The sequence below is a fragment of the Streptomyces sp. NPDC056835 genome (assembly GCF_042789485.1).
Lineage (GTDB): Bacteria > Actinomycetota > Actinomycetes > Streptomycetales > Streptomycetaceae > Streptomyces.
Window position 1 is genome coordinate 1 of the sequence record NZ_JBHUBB010000051.1, and the last position, 22347, is coordinate 22347.

18 protein-coding genes and 1 tRNA gene are annotated in these 22347 nt (G+C 71.1%); 16 read left to right on the forward strand and 3 right to left on the reverse strand.

Annotated elements, in window-relative coordinates; translation table 11 throughout:
- Nucleotides 1–47: 47 nt before the first annotated feature.
- Nucleotides 48–1388 (reverse strand): UDP-N-acetylglucosamine 1-carboxyvinyltransferase, encoded by a 1341-nt coding sequence (gene murA, locus ACFRMN_RS35990; protein WP_249953358.1) that lies wholly within the window; start codon nt 1386–1388, stop codon nt 48–50.
- A 275-nt stretch (nt 1389–1663) separates the two neighbouring features.
- Here murA and ACFRMN_RS35995 point away from each other — a divergent pair, with 275 nt between their 5' ends.
- From ACFRMN_RS35995 to ACFRMN_RS36040, 10 genes are all read left to right on the forward strand, one after another.
- Nucleotides 1664–2224, forward strand: coding sequence for a YqgE/AlgH family protein (locus ACFRMN_RS35995; RefSeq protein ID WP_383028088.1), 561 nt, complete (start codon nt 1664–1666; stop codon nt 2222–2224).
- A gap of 204 nt (nt 2225–2428) precedes the next feature.
- Nucleotides 2429–2731, forward strand: coding sequence for a DUF3039 domain-containing protein (locus ACFRMN_RS36000; protein ID WP_249953356.1), 303 nt, complete (start codon nt 2429–2431; stop codon nt 2729–2731).
- Between the two features lie 222 nt (nt 2732–2953).
- Entirely contained in the window at nt 2954–4258 is a 1305-nt protein-coding gene (locus ACFRMN_RS36005) for an extracellular solute-binding protein (RefSeq protein WP_383028092.1), read from the forward strand.
- 5 nt (nt 4259–4263) lie between these two features.
- On the forward strand, nt 4264–5253 hold the full coding sequence (locus ACFRMN_RS36010; RefSeq protein WP_383028094.1) for a carbohydrate ABC transporter permease: 990 nt from the start codon (nt 4264–4266) through the stop codon (nt 5251–5253).
- A gap of 2 nt (nt 5254–5255) precedes the next feature.
- Nucleotides 5256–6089 carry a carbohydrate ABC transporter permease gene (locus ACFRMN_RS36015; protein ID WP_383028169.1) on the forward strand — a complete coding sequence of 278 codons (834 nt, stop codon included), beginning with the start codon at nt 5256–5258 and terminating at the stop codon, nt 6087–6089.
- Nucleotides 6090–6100: 11 nt separating this feature from the next.
- Complete coding sequence (locus tag ACFRMN_RS36020) at nt 6101–7744, forward strand: beta-N-acetylhexosaminidase (protein WP_383028096.1); 1644 nt, start codon at nt 6101–6103, stop codon at nt 7742–7744.
- Between the two features lie 277 nt (nt 7745–8021).
- On the forward strand, nt 8022–8918 hold the full coding sequence (locus ACFRMN_RS36025; protein ID WP_383028099.1) for an FAD binding domain-containing protein: 897 nt from the start codon (nt 8022–8024) through the stop codon (nt 8916–8918).
- The gene (locus ACFRMN_RS36030) at nt 8915–10543 is read left to right on the forward strand and encodes a 2Fe-2S iron-sulfur cluster-binding protein (RefSeq protein ID WP_383028101.1); all 1629 of its coding nucleotides are present in this window, start codon (nt 8915–8917) and stop codon (nt 10541–10543) included. Before ACFRMN_RS36025 ends, ACFRMN_RS36030 begins: the two co-directional genes overlap by 4 nt.
- Complete coding sequence (locus tag ACFRMN_RS36035) at nt 10540–12855, forward strand: xanthine dehydrogenase family protein molybdopterin-binding subunit (RefSeq protein WP_383028104.1); 2316 nt, start codon at nt 10540–10542, stop codon at nt 12853–12855. The genes ACFRMN_RS36030 and ACFRMN_RS36035 overlap by 4 nt, the downstream gene beginning before the upstream one ends.
- Before the next feature lie 67 nt (nt 12856–12922).
- Complete coding sequence (locus ACFRMN_RS36040; RefSeq protein ID WP_383028107.1) at nt 12923–13501, forward strand: AAA family ATPase; 579 nt, start codon at nt 12923–12925, stop codon at nt 13499–13501.
- A 21-nt stretch (nt 13502–13522) separates the two neighbouring features.
- On the opposite strand, the gene ACFRMN_RS36045 is transcribed toward ACFRMN_RS36040, so the two are convergent.
- A tRNA-Cys gene (locus ACFRMN_RS36045) sits at nt 13523–13597 on the reverse strand.
- A gap of 173 nt (nt 13598–13770) precedes the next feature.
- On the opposite strand from ACFRMN_RS36045, the gene ACFRMN_RS36050 reads away from it, so the two are divergent.
- The 5 genes from ACFRMN_RS36050 (at nt 13771) to ACFRMN_RS36070 (ending at nt 20384) form a co-directional block, all read left to right on the forward strand.
- Entirely contained in the window at nt 13771–15333 is a 1563-nt protein-coding gene (locus ACFRMN_RS36050; RefSeq protein ID WP_383028109.1) for an MFS transporter, read from the forward strand.
- A 92-nt stretch (nt 15334–15425) separates the two neighbouring features.
- Complete coding sequence (locus ACFRMN_RS36055) at nt 15426–16274, forward strand: aldo/keto reductase (protein ID WP_383028111.1); 849 nt, start codon at nt 15426–15428, stop codon at nt 16272–16274.
- 360 nt (nt 16275–16634) lie between these two features.
- Nucleotides 16635–18422, forward strand: coding sequence for a DEAD/DEAH box helicase (locus tag ACFRMN_RS36060; protein ID WP_383028114.1), 1788 nt, complete (start codon nt 16635–16637; stop codon nt 18420–18422).
- A gap of 375 nt (nt 18423–18797) precedes the next feature.
- Entirely contained in the window at nt 18798–19439 is a 642-nt protein-coding gene (locus tag ACFRMN_RS36065; protein WP_351397610.1) for a helix-turn-helix domain-containing protein, read from the forward strand.
- Between the two features lie 156 nt (nt 19440–19595).
- Nucleotides 19596–20384 carry a S16 family serine protease gene (locus tag ACFRMN_RS36070; RefSeq protein WP_383028117.1) on the forward strand — a complete coding sequence of 263 codons (789 nt, stop codon included), beginning with the start codon at nt 19596–19598 and terminating at the stop codon, nt 20382–20384.
- Between the two features lie 141 nt (nt 20385–20525).
- On the opposite strand, the gene ACFRMN_RS36075 is transcribed toward ACFRMN_RS36070, so the two are convergent.
- Nucleotides 20526–21047, reverse strand: coding sequence for an Lrp/AsnC family transcriptional regulator (locus ACFRMN_RS36075; protein WP_383028120.1), 522 nt, complete (start codon nt 21045–21047; stop codon nt 20526–20528).
- 141 nt (nt 21048–21188) lie between these two features.
- Here ACFRMN_RS36075 and hppD point away from each other — a divergent pair, with 141 nt between their 5' ends.
- Nucleotides 21189–22343, forward strand: coding sequence for a 4-hydroxyphenylpyruvate dioxygenase (hppD, locus tag ACFRMN_RS36080; protein WP_383028123.1), 1155 nt, complete (start codon nt 21189–21191; stop codon nt 22341–22343).
- Nucleotides 22344–22347: the final 4 nt, after the last annotated feature.

The following is a 22347-nucleotide window of genomic DNA, read 5'->3' on the forward strand; positions in this document are numbered from 1 at the left end:
CGCTCCGGGGAGAGCGGGGCCGACGGCGTGACGGGTGTGACGGTGCGTCAGACGAGCGCGCCGCCCGGCAGCTCGACCTTCGCGCCAAGCTCGACGAGCTTGTCCATGAAGTTCTCGTAGCCGCGGTTGATCAGATCGATGCCGTGGACCCGCGACGTGCCCTGTGCCGCCAGCGCCGCGATCAGATACGAGAAACCGCCGCGCAGGTCGGGAATGACCAGGTCCGCGCCCTGGAGCCGGGTCGGGCCCGACACGACCGCGGAGTGCAGGAAGTTGCGCTGCCCGAAGCGGCAGTCCGAGCCGCCCAGGCATTCACGGTAGAGCTGGATGTGCGCGCCCATCTGGTTGAGCGCGGAGGTGAAGCCCAGCCGCGACTCGTACACCGTCTCGTGAACGATGGAGAGCCCCGACGCCTGCGTCAGCGCCACCACCAGCGGCTGCTGCCAGTCGGTCTGGAAGCCGGGGTGCACGTCCGTCTCCAGCGCGATGGCGTTGAGCGAGCCGCCCGGGTGCCAGAAGCGGATGCCCTCGTCGTCGATCTCGAAGGCGCCGCCGACCTTGCGGTAGGTGTTGAGGAACGTCATCATCGAGCGCTGCTGCGCGCCGCGGACGTAGATGTTGCCCTCGGTGGCCAGCGCGGCGGACGCCCAGGAAGCCGCCTCCAGACGGTCCGGCAGCGCGCGGTGCGCATAGCCGTCCAGCCGGTCGACGCCGGTGATCCGGATCGTCCGGTCGGTGTCCATGGAGATGATCGCGCCCATCTTCTGCAGGACGCAGATGAGGTCCTCGATCTCCGGTTCCACGGCCGCGTTGGACAGTTCGGTGACGCCCTCGGCGAGTACGGCCGTCAGCAGCACCTGTTCCGTCGAGCCGACCGAGGGGTACGGCAGCCGGATCTTCGTGCCACGCAGCCGCTGCGGCGCCTCCAGATACTGGCCGTCCGCGCGCTTCTCGATCGTCGCGCCGAACTGGCGCAGCACGTCGAAGTGGAAGTCGATCGGCCGGCCGCCGATGTCGCAGCCGCCGAGACCCGGGATGAACGCGTGGCCGAGCCGGTGCAGCAGCGGTCCGCAGAAGAGGATCGGAATGCGCGACGAGCCCGCGTGGGCGTCGATGTCGGCGACATTCGCGCTCTCGACATGGGTCGGGTCGAGGATCAGCTCACCCGGTTCGTCACCGGGGCGTACGGTCACGCCGTGCAATTGCAGCAGTCCCCGTACGACCCGTACGTCGCGGATGTCGGGCACATTGCGCAGTCTGCTCGGACCGCTGCCGAGAAGCGCGGCGACCATGGCCTTCGGCACCAGGTTCTTCGCGCCGCGGACGCGGATCTCGCCCTCCAGCGGGGTTCCGCCGTGGACAAGCATTACATCGTCTGTGCCGGTCATGAATCTCGCGTTCCGGAGTGGGCGGGCAGGTGGCCAAGGAAAAGGGTAAGGGGCAGGGCCCCCCGTCCCGTAAGGCCCGGGGAGCGGCCGGCGTACAAGGGACACGTAATTGAAGCGGCTCGACACGTACGGTTCCGTCTTACTCGCGGAGGGTCACCATTTCAATTTCCGGGAAATCGCGCGTTCCCGTCACCGCCGCGCGTTCTGAGCTGCGTTCACGCACACTGTGCCGGGCGCGCCCCCGCGGACGGCGAATATGCGAGATCATGTCTCGCATGACCGAGGTGTCCTCGCTCACAGGGCGGCTGCTTGTCGCGACTCCCGCCCTGGCCGACCCGAATTTCGACCGCGCGGTGGTGCTCCTGCTCGATCACGACGAGGAGGGCTCGCTCGGCGTGGTCCTCAACAGGCCCACGCCCGTGGGCGTCGCGGACATCCTGGAGTCCTGGGGGGAGCTCGCGGGTGAGCCCGGTGTGGTCTTCCAGGGGGGTCCCGTCTCGCTGGACTCGGCCCTCGGCCTGGCCGTGATCCCGGGCGGCGAGGGCCCGTTGGGGTGGCGCAGGGTGTACGGGGCGATCGGTCTCGTCGATCTGGATACGCCGCCCGAACTGCTCGCGCGGGCGTTCGGCTCGCTGCGGATCTTCGCCGGATACGCGGGCTGGGGACCCGGTCAGCTGGAGGAGGAGCTGGGCGAAGGGGCGTGGTACGTCGTGGAGTCGGAGCCGGGCGATGTGTCGTCGCCGAGGCCCGAGAGCCTGTGGCGGGCGGTGCTGCGCAGACAGCGCGGCGAGCTGGCCATGGTCGCGACCTATCCGGACGACCCCTCCCTCAACTGACCGTACGGCCGGCCGGGCCCGTGCCGCACGGCGATCCGGTGGCGCCCTGTTCCGCCGGCGGCCCGCCCGTCGGCGCGCCGATCGCTCCGGCGGTCGCCGCTCGGCGTGTCGTCGGCGTGTCGGCGCGATGCGTGAGCGTACGGCTCCGGAGTGCATGGACCCGGAGCCTCCGGGATGCCCCGGGCGTGGGTACCCTTGGCTGCTATGAGCACTCTTGAGCCCGAGCGCGGGGCAGGTACGGGCACCCTCGTGGAGCCGACACCGCAGGTGTCGCACGGCGACGGTGACCACGAGCGCTTCGCCCACTACGTCCAGAAGGACAAGATCATGGCGAGTGCCCTCGACGGCACTCCCGTGGTCGCACTGTGCGGAAAGGTCTGGGTACCGGGGCGCGACCCCAAGAAGTACCCGGTCTGTCCGATGTGCAAGGAGATCTACGAGTCCATGGGTCCCGGCGGGGACAAGGGTAAGGACAAGGGCAAGGGCAAGGACAGCGGCAAGAAGTAGCGACCGCTGATCCACTGCCGACGGACGGCCTCCGGGACGCGCGTGCGTACGCGCGCCCCGGAGGCCGTCTCGTGTTGTACGCGGGGCATCGCCGGGGGCTTCGCGTCACAGATTGGTTGAGACCACTTGTCGGCGACTTCCAGCCGCGCTTAATCTCCTGCGAGTTGTGCAGCACGAAACGTTCGTTGCGCATGCTGCAACGCCGACCTGTAGGGATCCCGGATGAAGCTTTCCTCCCGCATTGCCGTCCCGGTAGCGGCGCTCGCGCTCACCGGCCTCACCGCCACCGCCTGCGCCCCGCAGACCTCCGACACCAGCGCGACGAAGGACGAGAAGAGCGGCACGCTGCGCGTCTGGCTCTTCCAGGAGGTCAACAACAAGCCCAAGGAGCAGGTCGTCGACGCCGCCGTCGCAGCCTTCGGCAAGAAGCACGAGGGGACGAAGGTCGAGATCGAGTACATCCCGGTCGAGACCCGCGCCCAGCGCATCAAGGCCGCCTTCAACGACCCGAAGAGCGCCCCGGACCTGATCGAATACGGCAACACCGACACGGCCGGATACGTCAAGGACGGCGGACTCGCCGACGTCACCGAGGAGTTCAACGCCTGGGACGAGGCCAAGGACACCGACCCGACCGCCCGGCAGTCCGTCACGGTCGGCGGCAAGATCTACGGAGCGCCCCTCTTCGTCGGCGTCCGCGCGCTCTACTACCGCACCGATGTCTTCAAGGAGCTGGGGATAGCCGCCCCCAAGTCCCAGGCGGAACTGATCTCCACGGCCAAGAAGGTCCGCAAGGCGAAGCCGGAGCTGTACGGGCTCGCGGTCGGCGGCGCGTACACCTACGGCGCGATGCCGTTCCTGTGGGCGAACGGCGGCGAACTGGCCGAGGAGAGCGGCGGTACGTACAAGGCCGCCGTCAACAGCCCGGCCGCCCGCAAGGGCATCGAGGCGTACACCTCCCTCTTCGGCGACGACAACTGTCCGGCCGCCAAGTGCGCCTCGATGGGCGGCAACGCGACGGTGACCGCCTTCGCGTCCGGGAAGGCCGCCATGGCGATCGGCGGCGACTTCAGCCACCAGGCCGTCGAGGCGGGCACGGTGAAGGGCAAGTACGCGGTCGTGCCGCTGCCCGGGGTCGAGGCGGGCTCGGTCGCACCGGCCTTCGCGGGCGGCAACAACATCGGCGTACTGAAGAGCAGCGCGCGCCGCACGCTCGCCGTCGACCTGATGAAGTCGTTCACCGGCAAGGAGACCCAGGCCAAGCTGTTCGACGCGATGGGCTTCCTGCCGACGTACACCGACGTACTGGCCGACTCGGCGAAGAAGCAGCCGTTCATCGAGCCCTTCGTCAAGACCCTGGGCGCGGGCGCCAAGTTCGTCCCCGCGTCGCCGGGCTGGGCGCAGATCGACTCCTCGCTCGTCCTGCCGACGATGTTCCAGGAGATCGTCAGCGGCCGTAAGGACGTCGCCGCGGCGTCGGACGACGCGGCGAAGAAGATGGACGCGGCGTTCTCGTCCGCGGGCTGAGCGCCATGACGACCGAAACCGGCCGGATCGACTCCGGCCGTACGGCCACCGGGGGCCGGGGGCCCGTACGCGAGGCCCGGCAGGCACCCCGGAAGGCCCGGCGGACCCCCCGCCGGGCCGGCCGGGCGGGCTGGACCCCCTGGCTCTATCTCGCGCCCGCGCTCGTCGTCCTCGGCGGGCTGCTGGTCTACCCGATCTACCAACTCGGCCTGATCTCCTTCCTGGAGTACACCCAGGCGCAGGTCAGCGGCGGGGAACCGACCTCCTTCAAGGGCTTCGGCAACTACACCGCGCTCTTCGGCGACAGCCAGTTCTGGCAGGTGCTGCTGGCGACCGTGCTGTTCGCCGCGGCGTGTGTCGTCGCCACCCTCGCGGTCGGCTGCGCGCTCGCCGTCCTGCTGACGCGCGTACGGGCCGTGCCGCGGCTCGCGCTGATGCTCGCCGCGCTCGGCGCCTGGGCCACCCCGGCGATCACCGGCTCCACGGTCTGGGTGTTCCTCTTCGACCCGGACTACGGCCCCGTCAACCGGCTGCTGGGGCTCGGCGACTTCTCCTGGACGTACGGCCGCTACAGCGCCTTCGCGCTCGTCCTGTTCGAAGTGGTGTGGTGTTCCTTCCCGTTCGTGATGGTGACCGTCTACGCGGGCATCAAGGCCATCCCCGGCGAGGTGCTGGAGGCCGCCTCGCTCGACGGTGCCTCGCAGTGGCGGACCTGGCGGTCGATCACCGCGCCCATGCTGCGGCCGATCCTGGTGGTCGTCACCATCCAGTCGATCATCTGGGACTTCAAGGTCTTCACCCAGATCTATGTGATGACCAACGGCGGCGGAATCGCCGGCCAGAATCTCGTGCTCAATGTCTACGCCTATCAGAAGGCCTTCGCGTCCTCGCAGTACAGCCTGGGCTCGGCGATCGGCGTGGTCATGCTGCTGATTCTGCTGGCGGTCACACTCGTCTATCTGCGACTGATCCGGCGCCGGGGAGAAGAACTGTGAACCTGCTCGGTATTCGCCGTCCCTGGCGGCTGCTCGCTGAGGCATCGGCCCTCGTCATCGCCGTGATCGTGGCCTTTCCGCTGTACTGGATGGTGCTGTCCGCGTTCAAACCGGCCGGCGAGATCCAGTCCACGGAAGCCCGTCCCTGGACGCTCTCGCCGTCGCTCGACTCGTTCCGCCGGGTCTTCGAACAGGAGGAATTCGGGCGGTACTTCCTCAACAGCCTGGCGGTCGCGGGAACGGTCGTGATCGCCTCCGCGCTCATCGCGTTTCTGGCCGCGACGGCCGTGACCCGGTTCCGTTTCCGATTCCGTACGACCCTCCTCATCATGTTCCTCGTCGCGCAGATGGTGCCGATCGAGGCGCTGGCCATCCCGCTGTTCTTCCTGATGCGGGACGCCGGGCTGCTCAATACGCTCGGCTCGCTGGTCCTGCCCCATCTCGCCTTCTCGCTTCCGTTCGCCGTCTGGATGCTGCGCGGATTCGTCAAGGCCGTCCCCGAGGCGCTGGAGGAGGCCGCGTACATCGACGGCGCGAGCCGTACCCGGTTCCTGTGGCAGATCCTTTTCCCGCTGGTCTTCCCCGGGCTTGTCGCGACGAGTGTCTTCTCCTTCATCTCGACCTGGAACGACTTCCTCTTCGCCAAGTCCTTCATCATCAGCGACACCTCCCAGTCGACCCTTCCGATGGCGCTGCTGGTCTTCTTCAAACCGGACGAGAACGACTGGGGCGGGATCATGGCCGCGTCTACGGTGATGACCGTTCCCGTGCTGGTTTTCTTTGTACTCGTACAACGGCGCCTGGTCTCCGGACTGGGCGGCGCCGTCAAGGATTAGAGGTGGACTTCATGGATCTGATCCCGGACCCCAGGCGGGCCTGGCCGACGCATCCGGGAGCGGGTGTCTTCCCGGTCGACGGCGCGACCGTGATCGAGGCGGAGCCCGGTACGGAGGGCGTGGCGCGGTGGTTCCGTACCGACGTCGGAGCCGCGACGGGGCTGCCGTTCGCGGACGACGCCGGTGTCGTCGGCGCCGACGACAACCGGATCGTCCTGGGCATCAGCCCGGACATCGCGCGCGAACTGGGCCCCGAGGGGTACCGGATCAGCGTCGACGCCGCGGCGATCCGTATCGAGGGCGGCGCCCCGGCCGGGGTCTTCTGGGGGGCGCAGACCGTCCGCCAGCTGCTCGGGCCCGACGCGTACCGCAGGGCGCCGCTCGACCCCGCGCGCGAGTGGTCCGTACCGATGACCCTCATCGAGGACGCGCCCCGCTTCGGCTGGCGGGGGCTGATGCTCGACGTGGCACGCCACTTCATGCCCAAGGACGGCGTCCTGCGCTATCTGGATTTGCTCGCCGCCCACAAGCTGAATGTCTTCCACTTCCATCTCACCGACGACCAGGGCTGGCGCGTCGAGATCAAGAAGCATCCGAGACTGACGGAAGTCGGCTCCTGGCGCTCGCGCACCAAATGGGGCCACCGCGCCTCCGAGCTCTGGGAGGAGAAGCCGCACGGCGGTTACTACACCCAGGACGACATCCGCGAGATCGTCGCGTACGCCGCCGAGCGGCATATCACCGTCGTCCCCGAGATCGATATCCCGGGACATTCACAGGCCGCCATCGCCGCGTATCCGGAACTCGGCAACACCGATGTCATCGACACGACCTCCCTCACCGTCTGGGACACCTGGGGCATTACCGCGAACGTACTCGCCCCCACTGACAGCACCCTGCGGTTCTACGAGGACGTCTTCGAGGAACTGCTCACGCTCTTCCCCTCCACCTTCATCCACATCGGCGGGGACGAATGCCTCAAGGACCAGTGGAAGGAGTCACCGGCGGCCCAGGCCACGATCGCGCGGCTCGGTCTGGACGGCGAGGACGGGCTCCAGTCCTGGTTCATCAGGCACTTCGACCGCTGGCTCGCCGAGCGCGGCCGGCGGCTGATCGGCTGGGACGAGATCCTGGAAGGCGGGCTCGCGCCGGGCGCCGCCGTGTCGTCCTGGCGCGGATACGCGGGCGGGATCGCCGCCGCGAAGGCGGGCCACGACGTCGTCATGTGCCCCGAGCAGCAGGTGTATCTGGACCACCGTCAGGCGGCGGGCGACGACGAGCCGATGCCCATCGGTTACGTACGCACCCTGGAGGACGTCTACCGCTTCGAGCCCCTGCCGCCCGAGCTCACCGAGGAGGAGGCGGCCCATGTCCTCGGCACCCAGGCCAATGTCTGGACCGAGGTGATGCACGACAGCTCCCGCGTCGACTACCAGGTCTTCCCGCGGCTCGCCGCCTTCGCCGAAGTCGCCTGGTCGGACCTTCCGGCCCCCGCCGAACGTGATTTCGCCGACTTCGAGCAGCGCATGGCGGAGCACTACCGGCGCCTGGACGCGCTCGGGGTCGAATACCGCCCGCCCGGCGGTCCGTTGCCCTGGCAGCGCCGCCCCGGCGTACTCGGCCGCCCGATCGAGGGGGCGCCCCCAAACGTGTGAGCCCACGCGGAGATGACCGCCCCGAGCCGGTGTCCCTGGGACCGTGGTAGTCCGTAAGGATAAGTCGTACAACGACCGCTGAAGAGTGGCATTCCGTATGTGACGGCGAAGAGGTGCGAAACCGGACCTTCCCCCTGGTGGGGGACGGATCCTCCCTTCGCGGACCCTCGCGTCGGGCGGACCGGAAGATGTGCCAGAGTTGCCACGTCCGGTCTGTGAGCACGTACGGTACGGCAACACGGGCGGGACACCGGGACACCGGAAAGGGGCAGCTGGGTTGACCACGCACGCACCGCAGACGGCGCAGTTCGTGACGCTGCCGGCCTCGCTGGACGAGGCCGTGGCGGCGCTCACCGCGATGCCTGCCGCCGTGCCCGTCGCGGGTGGAACCGATCTCATGGCGGCCGTCAACAAGGGCCAGCTGCGGCCCGCCGGACTCGTCGGCCTCGGCCGGATCAGCGAGCTGCGCGGCTGGCACTACCAGGACGGTCACGCCCTGCTCGGCGCCGGTCTCACCCACGCGCGCATGGGCAGACCGGACTTCGCGGCCCTCATCCCCGCGCTCGCCGCGTCCGCGCGCGCGGCGGGCCCGCCGCAGATCCGTAACGCCGGGACGCTCGGCGGCAATATCGCCACCGCGGCCCCGACCGGCGACGCGCTGCCCGTACTGGCCGCGCTGGAAGCCGATCTGGTGATCGGGGGGCCCGGCGGCGCGCGCCGTGAGATCCCCGTCTCGCATCTGCTGGCCGGCCGGGACATGCTCGCGCCCGCCGAACTCATCGGCTTCGTACGGGTGCCCCTGCTGCACGCCCCCCAGGTCTTCCTCAAGGCGACGGGGCGGACCGGGCCCGGCAGGGCTACCGCGTCCGTGGCCGTCGTGCTCGACCCGGCGCGGCGCGGGGTGCGGTGCGCGGTCGGCGCGATCGCCCCGATGCCGCTGCGCCCGCTGGAGGCGGAGCGCTGGATCGCCTCACTGATCGACTGGGACGGCGCGCGCGGGCTCGCGCAGGAGGCGCTGGCCGCCTTCGGCGAGTACGTCGCCGCGGCCTGTATCCCCGACCCGCCGGCGCCGGACGACGGGGGCGAAGCGCCTCCGCCGTCGCCCGCCGTACAGCATCTGCGGCGCACCGTCGCCGCGCTGGCCCGACGAGCACTGGGGAGGGCGCTGTCGTGACCACCAACGAGAACTCCGGTAGCGGCTCCGGGGCCCCCGAGGGCCAGGGCGGCTGGCAGCCGGTCCCGCAGGGCGGGGAGTACGACGGCGAGTCGACCGCCTTCGTGCACCTGCCCCCGGAGGACGTCTTCGACGCGCCGCTGGCCGCGCCGGGGCACGGATACGTACCGCCGCAGATCGTGCCGCCGACGCCGGCGGATCCGTCGGCGGCCGACGCCCAGGGCGGGGTGCACTGGCCGGACCCGCAGCAGGGCGGGGCGCAGGACCACACGCCGTATCCGCAGAGCGGCTATGTCCAGGGCGGGTACGCGCAGGGCGGTTACGGCCACGGCGGTTACGGGCCCGGTGGTGGCTACGACCCGCAGGCGACGGGACAGTGGCACTTCACCGACACGGGCGCGGGCGCGGGTAACGGCGCCGACGCCGGAGCGGTCGCGGGTGCGGGACAGGCCGCGGCGGGGGACTCCGCGGGTGGGTCCGAGCTGACCGGCCAGTGGACGATCCCGGTCGCCCAGGGTGATCTTCCGGATGAGTCGGGCGAGTTCAGTACGCCGACGCTGGCGGCCGAGTGGAACGGCGGCAGCCCGCCGGCGACCCTGCCGGGCGGCGCCGCCGCGCCGTGGGCGACGGAACCGGCACCACCCGGCACGGGTGTCGGCGGATTCACCGCCCCGGAGGGAGTCCAGGCACCGGGGGTCCCGGAGGCCGCGACGGCGGTGGCCGTGGAGCACGAGCCGTCCGCCGCCCTGCCTGAGCCGCCCCTGCCGGACGCCGTACCGGATCTCGGGCACGAGCCCGGCTCCGGGACCGTGCCGGAGGCGGCGCCCGGGACCGCCCCCGAGGCGGCTCCCGAGATCTCGGCCGAGCCCGAGCCCGAACACGCCGCTGACCCCGTGGCGCAGACCGGGCCGGAGTCCGCGCCGGAACCCGAGCCCGCGCCGGAGGCCGAGCCCGAGCCCGAGCCCGCACCCCTCACCAGCAGCAACGACAGCGCCGAACACCCCTCCGGCTCCTACGTCCTGCGCGTCAACGGCGCCGACCGCCCCGTCACGGACGCCTGGATCGGCGAGTCGCTGCTGTACGTGCTGCGCGAGCGCCTTGGCCTCGCGGGCGCCAAGGACGGCTGCTCCCAGGGTGAATGCGGCGCCTGCAACGTCCAGGTCGACGGCCGGCTCGTCGCCTCCTGCCTCGTCCCCGCGGCGACCGCCGCCGGCTCCGAGGTCCGTACGGTCGAGGGGCTGGCCGCCGACGGCGAACCCTCCGACGTCCAGCGGGCGCTGGCGAAATGCGGAGCGGTGCAGTGCGGGTTCTGCGTCCCCGGTATGGCCATGACCGTCCACGACCTCCTGGAGGGCAACCACGCCCCCAGCGAGCTGGAGACCCGCCAGGCGCTCTGCGGCAACCTCTGCCGCTGCTCGGGCTACCGCGGCGTGCTCGACGCCGTGAGCGAGGTCGTCGCCGGGCGCAGGGCGAGCGCGGAAGCCGCCGCCGCGGCCTCCGAGGAAGCCCGTATCCCGCATCAGGCACCCCCCGGGGCCGGCGGCGTCCAGCCCCCGCACGTGAATCCGCACACCACCCCGCACAGCAACCCGCACCCGCACTCGCCCGACGGAGGCATGGCGTGAGCAACGACGCGGCCACCGGGACCCCCACGCTCGACGGCCCCCAGCAGGAGCCGCCCGCGCACGGCCTCGGCGCATCCCTCCTCCCGGCCGACGCGCGGGCGAAGACCGAGGGCACGTTCCCGTACGCCGCCGACCTGTGGGCCGAGGGCCTGCTGTGGGCCGCGATCCTGCGCTCGCCGCACCCGCACGCCCGTATCGTCTCGATCGACACCGCCGCGGCCGCCGAGATGCCGGGCGTACGCGCCGTCGTCACGCACGAGGACGTCCCGGGCGACTCGGCGTACGGCAGGCGGATCGCCGACCGCCCCGTCTTCGCCTCGGAGGTCGTACGCCACCACGGCGAGGCGATCGCCGCCGTCGCCGCCGACCACCCCGACACGGCCCGGCTCGCCGCCGCCGCGATCGCCGTCGAGTACGAGGTGCTCGACCCGGTGACCGATCCCGAGAAGGCGTTCGCCGCCGAGCCGCTGCACCCCGACGGCAATCTGATCCGCCATATCCCGCTGAGCTACGGCGATCCGGAGATCACCGGCGAGGTCGTCGTGGAGGGGCTGTACCGCATCGGCCGCCAGGACCCGGCGCCCATCGGCGCCGAGGCGGGCCTCGCCGTACCGAGACCCGACGGCGGCGTCGAGATCTACACCGCCTCCACCGACCCGCACACCGACCGCGATCTGGCCGCCGCCTGCTTCGGCCTGGACCCGGACCGGGTCAAGGTCGTCGTCACGGGCGTCCCCGGCGCCACCGGCGACCGCGAGGACCCGGGCTTCCAGATCCCCCTCGGCCTGCTCGCGCTGCGCACCGGCTGCCCGGTCAAACTCGCCGCGACCCGCGAGGAGTCCTTCCTCGGCCACGCCCACCGCCACCCGACACTGCTGCGCTACCGCCACCACGCGGACGCCGAGGGCCGGCTCGTCAAGGTCGAGGCCCAGATCCTGCTGGACGCGGGCGCGTACGCGGACGCCTCGTCCGAGTCCCTGGCGGCGGCGGTCGCCTTCGCCTGCGGCCCGTACGTCGTCCCGCACGCCTTCATCGAGGGCTGGGCCGTACGCACCAACAACCCGCCCTCCGGCCATGTACGGGGCGAGGGCGCGATGCAGGTGTGCGCGGCGTACGAGGGCCAGATGGACAAGCTGGCCGCCAAGCTAGGCGTGGAACCGGCCGAGCTGCGTCTGCGCAATGTCCTGGCCACCGGCGACATCCTGCCCACCAGCCAGACGGTGACCTGCCCGGCACCCGTGGCCGAACTGCTCCGTTCCGTACGCGACTTCCCGCTGCCCCCGCTCCCCAAGGACACCCCCGAGGCGGCCTGGCTGCTGCCCGGCGGCCCCGAGGGCGCGGGCGAGCCGGGGGCCGTACGCCGGGGTGTCGGCTACGCGCTCGGCATGGTCCATATGCTCGGTGCGGAGGGCGCGGACGAGGTCTCCACGGCCACGGTCAAGGTCCACGACGGCGTGGCCACGGTCATCTGCGCGGCCGTCGAGACCGGCCAGGGCTTCGCCACCCTCGCCCGGCAGATCGTGCAGGAGACGCTGGGCATCGAGGAGGTCCATGTCGCCTCGGTCGACACGGACCAGCCCCCGGCGGGCCCGGCCGCGCACGGCCGGCACACCTGGGTCTCGGGCGGCGCGGTCGAGCGGGCGGCGAAGATGGTCCGTACGCAGCTGCTCCAGCCGCTGGCCCACAAGTTCGGGATGTCCACCGAACTGCTCCAGATCACGGACGGCAAGATCACCTCGTACGACGGTGTGCTGTCCACGACGGTCACCGAGGCGATGGACGGCAAGGAACTCTGGGCGACGGCACAGTGCCGCCCCCACCCCACCGAACCCCTCGACGCCTCGGGACAGGGCGACGCCTTCGTGGGCCTGGCCTTCTGTGCGATCCGCGCCGTCGTGGACGTCGACATCGAGCTGGGCTCGATCCGGGTCGTCGAGATGGCCGTGGCCCAGGACGTCGGGCGCGTACTCAACCCGGCGCAGCTGGCCATCCGTATCGAGGCGGGCGTCACCCAGGGCATCGGAACGGCCCTGACGGAGAACCTCCGCACGACCCGCGGCGTGGTCCGCCGCCCCGACCTCACGGGTTACGCGCTTCCGACCTCCCTGGACGCCCCGGACATCCGTATCGTCAAGCTGGTCGAGGAGCGCGACGTGGTGGCCCCCTTCGGCGCCAAGCCCGCGAGCGCGGCCCCGGTGGTCACGTCCCCGGCGGCGGTCGCCTCGGCGGTCCGGGCGGCCACGGGCCGACCCATCAGCCGCCTCCCGATCCGCCCCCAGGCGGCGGTGGCGGCGGCGCCTTCGGGCTCGTAACGCGGTGGTACGGGAGCGGGTAGGCTTTCGGGCTCAGCAGACGGCAGACGGCAGACAGGTTCTGAAGATGGTCAGCAACGCCCCGCATCAAGGCAGTTCACCGGACACCGGTCTGGCCCACGCCGTCGTCCTGATCACCGGGATCATGGCCGCCGGCAAGTCCACCGTCGCACAGGCACTCGCCGAGCGGCTGCCACGGGCCGTGCATGTGCGCGGGGACGTCTTCCGGCGGATGGTCGTCTCGGGGCGCGCGGAGACGCTTCCCGATGCGGACGAGGAGGCCGCGGCCCAGCTGCGACTGAGATACCGCCTCTCCGCGTCCGTCGCCGACACCTACGCGGACGAGGGCTGGGCCGCCGTGGTGCAGGACGTCGTCCTCGGTACGGATCTGGCGGAGTACGTCTCCCTCGTACGCACCCGCCCGCTGTACGTCGTCGTACTGGCGCCGGACCGGCGGACCGTCGCCGAGCGCGAGGCCGGGCGCGGCAAGACCGGCTACGGAGCAGGCTGGACGGTCGAGTCACTGGACCACGCGCTCCGCGAGGAGACTCCCCGCCTCGGTCTCTGGCTGGACACATCGGGCCTGGACGTGTCGGAGACGGTGGACACGATCCTGGCGGGCCTCGACCGGGCGCGGGTGGACTGAGGGCGCGGCCGCTCTCGTCTTTGGAGGCCGTGGCGGGAATCGAACCCGCGTAACTCGCTTTGCAGGCGAGCCCCTGAACCACTCGGGCACACGGCCGTGCCTTACTCCTGTTCATGACCGTAGGCCGGTGGTGCGCGGGGCTCAAGGTGTCCGGGCGGGACGCAACGCGACTGCCACACTCCGTTCACGGTGGGCGTACGTCCAAGGGACCAGATCCGATCAGCCCTACGACAGGGCCGAATCGTGGTCGTGCCCCTTACCCTGGCTCCATGACCGCCCTGGACCCACGCGACGCCGATGTCGCTCCCGCCGACATATCCGCCGTAGCGGAACCCATACCGCAATCCCCGGCCCGCGACCAGGGCGGTGCCTCTGACCAGGGCGGTGTGCTGGGGCCCGAGCATCGGGCGCTCAGTATCGGCATCGTCTCCGTCGTCCTGCTCATCGCCTTCGAGGCGACCGCCGTCGGTACCGCGATGCCGGTCGCCGCGCGGGAGCTGAACGGCATTCCGCTGTACGCCTTCGCCTTCTCCGCGTACTTCACCACCAGCCTCTTCGCCATGGTGCTCTCCGGCCAGTGGGCCGACCGCAGCGGGCCGCTCGCGCCGCTCGCCACCGGGATCAGCGCCTTCGGGGCCGGGCTGCTGCTGTCGGGCACGGCGGGCACCATGTGGCTGTTCATCCTCGGCCGTGCCGTCCAGGGCCTCGGCGGCGGGCTGGTCATCGTCGCGCTCTACGTCGTCGTCAGCCGGGCCTATTCGGAGAGGCTGCGGCCCTCGATCATGGCCGCGTTCGCAGCGAGCTGGGTGATCCCCTCCGTCGTCGGACCGCTCGCCTCCGGCACCGTCACCGAACACCTCGGCTGGCGCTGGGTCTTCATCGGCATCCCGGCCCTGGTCGTGCTGCCGCTGGCGCTCGCGCTGCCCGCGATACGCCGCAAGGCGTCGGGGCCCGCCGATGCCGAGGGGCCCGTCCCGGCCTTCGACCGGCGCCGGATCCGGCTCGCGCTCGGGATCTCGCTGGGCGCGGGGCTGCTCCAGTACGCGGGCCAGGATCTGCGCTGGCTCTCGTTCCTCCCGGCCCTGGCCGGTGTCGCGTTCCTCGTCCCCGCCGTCCTCGGGCTGCTGCCGCACGGCACCTGGCGCGCGGCGCGCGGACTGCCCTCCGTAGTACTGCTGCGCGGGGTCGCCGCCGGGGCCTTCATCGCCGCCGAGAGCTTCGTACCGCTGATGCTCGTCACCCAGCGCGGGCTGTCGCCGACGATGGCCGGCCTCTCGCTCGCGGTGGGCGGCGCGACCTGGGCGCTCGGCTCGTACGTCCAGTCCCGGCCGCGCCTGGAGCCGTACCGCGAACGGCTGATGGCGGGCGGGATGGTGCTGGTCGCCCTGTCGATCGCGACCGCGCCGAGCGTGCTCATCGAGTCCGTACCGGTGTGGACCGTCGCGGTCGCCTGGGCCTTCGGCTGTCTCGGCATGGGCGCCGTGATCGCCTCCACCAGCGTGCTGCTGCTCAAGCTGTCGGCGCCGGAGGAGGCGGGCGCGAACTCCGCCGCGCTCCAGATCTCCGACGGGTTGTCGAACGTCCTCCTGCTGGCGGCGGGCGGCGCGGCCTTCGCGGCCCTGGGCGGCGGCGCGGTGGGCGGCCACGCCGCCACGGCCGCGTCGGGCGCCGGGGGTTCCCACCCGGCGGCCTTCGCCGCGGTGTTCCTGCCGATGGCGGCGGTGGCGCTGGTCGGGGTGTGGGTGGCGACGCGGATACGGACCCGCTCGCTGAGTGCGGATACGGAGCCGCTGAGCGCGGACGGACCCGCTGAGCGCGGACGGACCCGCTGAGTCGGGGATACGGAGCCGCTGAGAAGTGCCCTTGCCACGTTCAACTGCCCTGTTAGCGTGGGCCCCTTGACCGAGGGGGCGGAGACAGCACGATGACAGCGACCACGTTTCGAATCGGCGGGGACCTGAGCGTACGGCGGCTCGGATTCGGAGCGATGCGGCTGCCGACCGAGCCGGGCCCGGCCCGCGAGGTCTCCCTCGGCGTCGCCCGGCGGGCCGTCGAGCTGGGCGTCACCCTGATCGACACCGCCCATCTGTACGGCGGGGGAGCCAACGAGGAACTGCTCGCCGAGGCCCTGTACCCCTACGCGGACGGGCTGCTCGTCACCACCAAGGTCGGCGTCGCGCGATCGGCGGAGTCGGGCGAGTGGGGGCTCGACGGCCGGCCGGACGTCCTGCGCGACCAGGTCGAGAACGCCCTTCGCCGGCTGCGCGTCGAGCGAATCGAACTGCTCCAGCTGCACCGTATCGATCCGGAGGTGCCCCTCGCCGACCAGCTCGGCGCGCTGCGGGAGTTGCAGACCGCGGGCAAGGTCGGCCGGCTCGGGCTGTCCGAGATCACCGTCGCCGAACTCGAAGAGGCGCGGGAGATCATCGACGTCGCGTCCGTACAGAACCGCTACAGCGTGCTCGACCGCGAGCACGAGCCCGTGCTCGCTGCCTGCGAGGCGTCGGGGACAGCGTTCCTGCCCTGGCGGCCCGTCGCCTGGGGGAAGTCGGGGGACGATGCCGAGATCGCCGCCGTGGCCGCCGAGCTCGACGCCACCCCCTCGCAAGTCGCGCTCGCCTGGCTCCTCGACCGCTCGCCGGTCATCCTCCCGATCCCGGGCACCGCCCGGATCGACCATCTGGAGGAGAACGTCGCCGCCGCGGACCTCCGGCTGACCCCGGCCCACCGCGACCGCCTCGACTCGCTCGGCCGGCCTGCCGAGGGGGCCTAGGCCCTGTCTTCAAAGTCCCGCCTGCTCGGAGGCGTCCGGCACGCACGCTCGCCGCGTTGTCGGGATCACCCCAGTACATCCAGTACTGGGGCGACCCTCCGCCTTGCGATCGCACGCACCGGACGCCTCCGAGCCCACCCTCCGGGCGGACGGCGCTACTTTGAAGACAGGACCTAGCGGCTCCGTCCCCGCCCCGCGGGCCCCGCGCAATGTGGCGCCTGTCGCACCTGGCGGTCCCCCGCCCCTTTCGTACGAGGGTCGCGCCGGGCCACCGGTAGGGTGGCCCGGTTGTCGTACGTACCCCCGCCCCACCCAGCCGACCCCGCCCCACCCAGCCAACCCGCGCCCGAACCGGAGACCGTGACTACTACAGCCTCCTCCCACCACCTCTCACCCGCCTTCCCCGGCCGCGCCCCCTGGGGCACCGCCAACAAGCTGCGTGCCTGGCAGGAGGGTGCGCTCGGCCGCTATCTGGAGCAGCAGCCGCGTGACTTCCTCGCCGTCGCCACCCCCGGCGCCGGGAAGACGACCTTCGCGCTGACGCTCGCCTCCTGGCTGCTGCATCACCATGTCGTCCAGCAGGTGACCGTCGTCGCGCCGACCGAGCACCTCAAGAAGCAGTGGGCGGAGGCCGCCGCGCGGATCGGCATCAAGCTCGACCCCGACTACTCCGCGGGGCCGGTGAGCAAGGAGTACGACGGCGTCGCCATCACCTACGCCGGCGTCGGGGTGCGGCCCATGCTGCACCGCAACCGGTGCGAGCAGCGCAAGACCCTGGTCATCCTCGACGAGATCCACCACGCGGGGGACTCCAAGTCCTGGGGCGAGGCCTGTCTTGAGGCGTTCGAGCCCGCGACCCGGCGCCTCGCGCTGACCGGTACGCCGTTCAGGTCCGACACCAACCCCATCCCCTTCGTGGCGTACGAGGAGGGCAACGACGGCATCCGCCGTTCGTCCGCCGACTACACCTACGGGTACGGCAACGCTCTCGGCGACGGCGTCGTCCGGCCCGTCATCTTCCTCAGCTACAGCGGCAATATGCGCTGGCGCACCAAGGCCGGTGACGAGATCGCGGCCAAGCTCGGCGAGCCCATGACCAAGGACGCCGTCTCGCAGGCGTGGCGTACCGCGCTCGACCCGCGCGGCGACTGGATGCCCAATGTGCTGCGCGCCGCGGACCAGCGGCTGACCGAGGTGCGCAAGGGCATCCCGGACGCCGGAGGTCTGGTCATCGCGACCGACCAGGACTCGGCACGCGCGTACGCCAAGCTCATCCGCGAGATCACCGGCTCGAAGGCGACCGTCGTCCTCTCCGACGACACCGGCGCGTCGAAGCGGATCGACGAGTTCAGCGAGAGCGACGACCGCTGGATGGTCGCGGTCCGGATGGTGTCGGAGGGCGTCGACGTACCGCGCCTGGCCGTCGGCGTGTACGCCACCACCATCTCGACCCCGCTCTTCTTCGCGCAGGCCGTGGGCCGTTTCGTACGGTCACGACGGCGCGGCGAGACCGCGTCCGTCTTCCTGCCCACCATCCCGGGCCTGCTCGGCTTCGCCGCCGAGATGGAGGTCGAGCGCGACCACGTACTCGACAAGCCGAAGAAGAACGGCGAGGAGGACCCCTACGCCGAGTCCGAGAAGGAGATGGCGGAGGCCGAGAAGCAGCAGGACGAGGACACCGGCGAGCAGGACATGCTCCCGTTCGAGGCGCTGGAGTCCGACGCCGTCTTCGACCGGGTGCTCTACGACGGCGCCGAATTCGGCATGCAGGCCCACCCGGGCAGCGAGGAGGAGCAGGACTACCTCGGGATCCCCGGGCTGCTGGAGCCCGACCAGGTGCAGCTGCTCCTCCAGAAGCGGCAGGCGCGGCAGATCGCGCACAGCCGCAAGAAGCCGGACGCCGAGGCGGATCTGCTGGAGCTGCCCGCCGAGCGGCGGCCCGTGGTGTCCCACAAGGAGCTGCTGGAGCTGCGCAAGCAGCTGAACACGTTGGTCGGCGCGTACGTCCACCAGAGCGGCAAGCCGCACGGCGTGATCCATACGGAGCTGCGCCGGGTGTGCGGCGGGCCGCCGAGCGCCGAGGCGACGGCGGGGCAGATCCGGGAGCGGATCGCGAAGGTGCGGGAGTGGGCCACCCGGATGCGGTGATGCCGTGGAGGTTTCCGGCGGAGGCCGTAGTGGTGATCGAGAGAGGTCGTAGCGATTTCCGTACGCCGTGACCGCCGCCGGGTCCGGAGGCGGCGGCCACTATCGCTCCCGAAACCGCCCCAAAGCCGCATCAGGACCGTCTCGGCACCGCCCGGCATAGCGTGAATGATCGGAGCATGTCGCCGTTCTGTCGGATTCTGTCCGCGAATAGGGATCAACTCCCCTTCTGTGCCCGGATTCTGGACGAGGGCTTCCGCTGAGCGGTGTCCATGGTTAGTGTCCCCGCAATGTAAACGCTCCGTGGCAACTCCGCCGCGTAGCGCAGCCGGTGGTGCCGAGGCCCGCCGGCGGCCTCACTCCGAAGGAGAAGGCGTCGTGACCGCGGAGACCTCCCAGACGCTCGACCGGGGACTGCGCGTCCTCAAATTGCTCGCCGACACCGATCACGGTCTGACGGTCACCGAGCTGTCCAACAAGCTCGGTGTCAACAGGACGGTGGTCTACCGACTGCTCGCCACCCTCGAACAGCACGCCCTGGTCCGCCGCGACCTGGGCGGCCGGGCCCGGGTGGGCCTCGGCGTACTGCGTCTGGGCCGCCAGGTGCATCCCCTGGTACGGGAGGCCGCCCTGCCGGCCCTGCGCTCGCTCGCCGAGGACATCGGCGCCACCGCGCATCTGACGCTCGTGGACGGGGCGGAGGCGCTGGCCGTCGCGGTCGTCGAACCGACCTGGACCGACTACCACGTCGCCTACCGGGCCGGCTTCCGTCATCCGCTCGACCGGGGCGCCGCGGGCAAGGCGATACTCGCCGCCCGCCAGGCCGCTCTCACCGAGCCGCGCTGCACCCTCACCCACGGCGAGCTGGAGGCCGGTGCCAGCGGGGCCGCCGCCGCGCTGGTCGGGGTGACCGGGATAGAGGGCAGCGTGGGTGTGGTGATGCTCGCGGACGCCGTACCCGAACGGGTGGGGCCGCGGGTCGTGGACGCGGCCCGGGAGGTGGCGGACGCACTGCGCTGAGGACCGGCCGGGCGGTCCGACCGGTCGCACCGCTCGCACCGCCGGGCCGGGCCGGCCGCTCGTACCGCCCGCACCGCTCGTACCGCCCGCTCGCACCGCCCGGCCGCACGGGCACACCGTCCCGCGCGCCGGATCGCGCCAGATAGATTGACACCCGTGTTCTCTCGTCTCTCGCGCCCCGGCGCCCTCGCCCTCTGCGCCGTCCCGATCGTCGCCCTGTTCGCCGTGGTCGGGGCCGCGCCGCTGCCGTACTCCGTGGCACAGCCGGGGATGACCGCGAATGTCCTCGGCACGGACCAGGGCCGGCAGATCATCACGATCAGCGGGGCGCCCACGAGGAAGACCGAGGGGCAGCTGCGGATGACGACCATCGTGGCGACCGGCCCCTCCGCCGATGTCGACTTCGGCGATGTGGTCGAGGGCTGGTTCCGTACGGACCGCGCCGTGCTGCCGCGTGACGCGGTCTACCCGTCCGGCGAGTCCGACAAGGAGATCGAGCGGCACAACACGCAGGACATGGTGGAGTCCCAGAACTCCGCGACCGAGGCGGCCCTCGGCCTGCTCGGCAAGAACCCGAAGACCGTCGACGTCAGCCTCCATCTCGCCGACGTCGGCGGCCCCAGCGCCGGGCTGCTCTTCGCCCTCGGCATCGTCGACAAACTCGACGGCGACGGCTCGGGCGGCGATCTGACCGGCGGCCGCAAGATCGCGGGTACGGGCACGATCACCGGCGACGGCGAGGTCGGCGCGGTCGGCGGGGTGTCCCTGAAGACCCAGGCCGCGGGGCGCGACGGGGCTACGGTCTTCCTCGTCCCGAAGGCGGAGTGTGGCGACGCCGGAACCGAGCTGCCGAAGGGGATGCGGCTGATCCCGGTCAGCACGCTGAAGGGCGCGGTGTCGGCGCTCCGGGCGCTGGAGCGGGGCGGCGACGTCCCCAGCTGCTGACAGCGTCAGCCGTCGCTGTCAGGGGTCAGCGACTCGGCGAGCCCTGTGACGCCCTGTGCCCCCGCCCCCATGACCACCCTCCAGTCGACGCTTCATCAGGTCGAAGTACGGGCTCAGCAGCTCAGAGCTCAGGGCGAAGGGTTACCCCTTCTTGATGAACCCCTCCCCGGCCGCGCCCCTGGCGGCGTCCCCGGCGGAGTCCTCGGCGGCCTGCTCGACCAGCGGGATGATCCGCAGCGGTACGGGGTTCTCCATGACGATCGCCGTGGCGGCCCGCACGATGCCCTCGAAACCGACGACCCGGTCGATCACCCGTTGCAGATCGGCGTTGGAGCGGGCCACGAGCCGGCAGAGCATGTCTCCCTGGCCCGTGGTGGTGTGCAGTTCGAGCACTTCGGGCACGGTCGCCAGATGGGCCCGTACATCGGAGCCCTGGCCCTGCTTGATCTCCAGCGTGGCGAAGGCGGTGACGGGGTAGCCGAGGGCCGCCGGATCCACGGTCGGGCCGAATCCCCTGATCACCCCGTTCGACTGGAGCCGGTCGAGCCGCGCCTGCACCGTGCCGCGGGCCACCCCGAGCCGGCGCGAAGCCTCCAGCACCCCGATCCTGGGCTCCCGCGCGAGCAGCACGATCAGCCGGCCGTCGAGTCCGTCGATGCTCATGGTCCGCTCCCCAAGGCGTTGCCGAATCAAACGTAGTCATACTGTGCAGATAGCCTCGCCAGTCTCGCCATCCGCTCTACACATTGCCCAGTGAATCAGCGAACTGTTGCGCACCTTGTGGAACGGCGGGACGCTGAGGCCATGGCTGACACCTCGATGCACAACGAGACCGCTCCCCGCACCGCGCGCGAGGCCGACCCCTTCCCGGTCAAGGGAATGGACGCGGTCGTCTTCGCCGTCGGTAACGCCAAGCAGGCCGCGCACTACTACTCCACGGCCTTCGGCATGAAGCTCGTCGCCTACTCCGGACCGGAGAACGGCAGCCGCGAGACCGCGAGTTACGTCCTCACCAATGGGGCGGCCCGCTTCGTCCTGACGTCCGTCATCAAACCGTCCACCGACTGGGGCCGCTTCCTCGCCGACCATGTCGCCGAACACGGCGACGGCGTGGTCGACCTCGCGATCGAGGTGCCGGACGCGCGGGCCGCGTACGCGTACGCCACCGAGCACGGCGCCCGCGGCATCCAGGAGCCGTACGAGCTCAAGGACGAGCACGGCACGGTCGTCCTCGCCGCGATCGCCACGTACGGCAGGACCCGCCACACCCTTGTCGAGCGCTCCGGGTACGACGGCCCGTATCTGCCGGGCTTCGCCGTCGCGGACCCGCTCGTCGAGCCCGCCGCCAAGCGCACCTTCCAGGCCATCGACCACTGCGTGGGCAATGTCGAGCTCGGGAAGATGAACGAGTGGGTCGGCTTCTACAACGAGGTCATGGGCTTCACGAACATGAAGGAGTTCGTGGGCGACGACATCGCCACCGAGTACTCCGCGCTCATGTCGAAGGTCGTCGCGGACGGCACGCTCAAGGTGAAGTTCCCGATCAACGAGCCGGCGATCGCCAAGAAGAAGTCCCAGATCGACGAGTATCTGGAGTTCTACGGCGGGGCGGGCGTCCAGCACCTCGCGCTGGCCACGAACGACATCGTCGCGTCCGTACGGGCGATGCGGGCGGCGGGCGTGCAGTTCCTCGACACCCCCGACTCGTACTACGACACGCTCGGCGAGTGGGCGGGCGAGACGCGGGTGCCCGTGGAGACGCTGCGCGAGCTGAAGATCCTGGTGGACCGCGACGAGGACGGGTATCTGCTGCAGATCTTCACCAAGCCCGTCCAGGACCGGCCGACGGTCTTCTTCGAGATGATCGAGCGCCATGGCTCGATGGGCTTCGGCAAGGGCAACTTCAAGGCGCTCTTCGAGGCGATCGAGCGCGAGCAGGAGAAGCGCGGAAACCTCTGACGGA

Excerpts from the sequence above, each read along its gene's own strand:
- murA (WP_249953358.1), bottom strand. The coding sequence starts at position 1,388 with ATGACCGGCACAGACGATGTAATGCTTGTCCACGGCGGAACCCCGCTG.
- ACFRMN_RS35995 (WP_383028088.1), top strand. The coding sequence starts at position 1,664 with ATGACCGAGGTGTCCTCGCTCACAGGGCGGCTGCTTGTCGCGACTCCC.
- ACFRMN_RS36000 (WP_249953356.1), top strand. The coding sequence starts at position 2,429 with ATGAGCACTCTTGAGCCCGAGCGCGGGGCAGGTACGGGCACCCTCGTG.
- ACFRMN_RS36005 (WP_383028092.1), top strand. The coding sequence starts at position 2,954 with ATGAAGCTTTCCTCCCGCATTGCCGTCCCGGTAGCGGCGCTCGCGCTC.
- ACFRMN_RS36010 (WP_383028094.1), top strand. The coding sequence starts at position 4,264 with ATGACGACCGAAACCGGCCGGATCGACTCCGGCCGTACGGCCACCGGG.
- ACFRMN_RS36020 (WP_383028096.1), top strand. The coding sequence starts at position 6,101 with ATGGATCTGATCCCGGACCCCAGGCGGGCCTGGCCGACGCATCCGGGA.
- ACFRMN_RS36040 (WP_383028107.1), top strand. The coding sequence starts at position 12,923 with ATGGTCAGCAACGCCCCGCATCAAGGCAGTTCACCGGACACCGGTCTG.
- ACFRMN_RS36050 (WP_383028109.1), top strand. The coding sequence starts at position 13,771 with ATGACCGCCCTGGACCCACGCGACGCCGATGTCGCTCCCGCCGACATA.
- ACFRMN_RS36055 (WP_383028111.1), top strand. The coding sequence starts at position 15,426 with ATGACAGCGACCACGTTTCGAATCGGCGGGGACCTGAGCGTACGGCGG.
- ACFRMN_RS36075 (WP_383028120.1), bottom strand. The coding sequence starts at position 21,047 with ATGAGCATCGACGGACTCGACGGCCGGCTGATCGTGCTGCTCGCGCGG.
- hppD (WP_383028123.1), top strand. The coding sequence starts at position 21,189 with ATGGCTGACACCTCGATGCACAACGAGACCGCTCCCCGCACCGCGCGC.